Origin of the sequence: Alkalibacterium indicireducens (assembly GCF_039522005.1) — a bacterium.
Lineage (GTDB): Bacteria > Bacillota > Bacilli > Lactobacillales > Carnobacteriaceae_A > Alkalibacterium > Alkalibacterium indicireducens.
The window spans coordinates 1-1,823 of the sequence record NZ_BAAADA010000092.1 but is presented as its reverse complement, the minus strand read 5'-3'; the positions used below and the strand labels follow the sequence as shown (position 1 = coordinate 1,823).

Annotated in this window: 3 protein-coding genes; 2 read left to right on the top strand and 1 reads right to left on the bottom strand. The window is 44.9% G+C overall.

Going from position 1 to position 1,823, the window contains the following annotated elements; genetic code table 11:
- A partial coding sequence (locus ABFX15_RS05935; RefSeq protein ID WP_346024556.1) for a hypothetical protein occupies positions 1-218 on the top strand: 218 nt, incomplete at its 5' end.
- Between the two features lie 2 nt (positions 219-220).
- On the opposite strand, the gene ABFX15_RS05930 is transcribed toward ABFX15_RS05935, so the two are convergent.
- Positions 221-1,078 carry a DMT family transporter gene (locus ABFX15_RS05930; protein ID WP_346024555.1) on the bottom strand — a complete coding sequence of 286 codons (858 nt, stop codon included), beginning with the start codon at positions 1,076-1,078 and terminating at the stop codon, positions 221-223.
- Between the two features lie 229 nt (positions 1,079-1,307).
- Between ABFX15_RS05930 and ABFX15_RS05925 the strand changes: the two genes are divergently transcribed.
- Positions 1,308-1,757 (top strand): GNAT family N-acetyltransferase, encoded by a 450-nt coding sequence (locus ABFX15_RS05925; protein ID WP_346024554.1) that lies wholly within the window; start codon positions 1,308-1,310, stop codon positions 1,755-1,757.
- Positions 1,758-1,823: the final 66 nt, after the last annotated feature.

Genomic DNA, 1,823 nt, shown 5'->3' with positions numbered 1-1,823 from the left:
TAACAGTTCCTACTGCCAAGTCTGTAGTGGACTTTCACCACCAAGTTGTCGCCCATGCCGGGCGCACGAAAAAAACACCAGATGATCCGTTTCAATCATCTGATGTTCTCTTAATTGTATTCATTTTGTTGTTCTGCGACAAAGTTGTCTACTGCGTAACCATAGGATGCTTGAGAAACGACTGGGCTCCTTTGCCGATTTCCGCTCCTATTTATTAAAATCAGCTGTTTTTCATACTTAAAACCGTTACTGTCCCGAGAATGATGCCCATACCTCCAAGTTGAGGGAGGGTCAGTCCTTCACCCATGACCAGCACACCGAAAAGGGAGGCGGTCACTGGTTCAACCATCGCTGACACAGCAGCAGCTGTTGGCGTCGTTTTCTTCAATCCAGTGATGTACAGGAAAAACGACAGGCCGGCTCCAAAGATGCCCAGAAGGATCATCCAGAACAAGTCGGGAGAAGTTACTGCAGAGACTGTTTCCCCATAATCGACCACAAACAGCATCAAAACAGACAAGGTCAAAAACGCTACCGTCAGAATACCTTGAGGCTTGCCATGTAAAGAGGCCCGCTTAAAGCCGAACAGAAAGAGTGCATACGACAGACCTGCACCTAATCCTGTGGCTATTCCAAAAGGTGTGATGCCATCAGATCCGGCAGCGTACACCTCAGTCATGAGTACGACTCCGAGAGTTACACTCAAAATAGCCAGCCACTTGAATCCTGTCGGCTTTTCCAGGCGAAGAATGAAGGAAGTCAAAAGGACAAAAATAGGGGCCGTATACATTAAAGTAGCTGCTACTGCTATGCTTCCTTCAGAAATACTCACAAAATAGAATATAAAGTTCCCTGCTACGCCCAGGCCGGCCAGCACCGACCACATCAGCATCTTTCTGCTCCATTTTACAGGCCTGAGAATCAGCCAGATTCCTATAAAAATCAGACCCACTATTCCTCTATAAAAAGCAATGATCAGGGGGTCCCATCCTTTATCCATCAGGAAGCCGCCTAGCCCACCGGAAAGTCCCCAGAGAACCGCCGCTATCATGACCAGTCCCAATCCACCAATACTCACATACGTATCCTCCTAGTAATTACATTCAAATCATTTTCGAATACGCTAATAGTGCAATAATCTATCTCTTTTCATCCTATGGAAATTAACTGTTTTTTACAACTTATCCTACTTATAATCAGTCAGATCTGAGGCAACTGAGTTCCAATTACTGATTGGATTGCTTTCTTCCAAGCGAAAAATTATACTTAAGGCATTAACCTAACTGATACTGGAAGGACTGATACATATGCTGCATTTAGAATCGATCACTAAAGACAACTGGACAAAAGCTATAGCTCTAAAGGTAAGACAAGACCAGGAGACATTTGTAGCCTCCAACGTCTTTTCACTAGCTCAGCTGAATTTTCTCGACAACTTTTATGCTAAAGGTATTTTTCAAGATGACGAAATGGTCGGATTTACGCTTTACGGCATAGATGACGAAGACCAGCAGTACTGGATGTACCGTCTGATGATCGATGAAAAACATCAGAGCAAAGGGTACGGCACGCAGGCAGTCAGACTGGTTATTGAAGATGTCCGCAGAATGAAAGACCCAGGCCATAAGACCTTGACGCTGTCTTATGAACCGGAAAACACCTATGCCCGGGACATTTACAAGAGGCTAGGATTTGAAGAGATCGACGGCATGATTATTGAAGGAGAACAAATCGCAAGGCTGTCTTTAATCGAGTAGGGGGTAAATAATTAATTTATTTACCGTCCTCTCACACCACCGTACGTACGGTTCCGTATACGGCGG

What these genes read in the sequence shown, in the direction of transcription:
- ABFX15_RS05925 (WP_346024554.1), top strand. Translation starts at nt 1,308, where the DNA reads ATGCTGCATTTAGAATCGATCACTAAAGACAACTGGACAAAAGCTATA.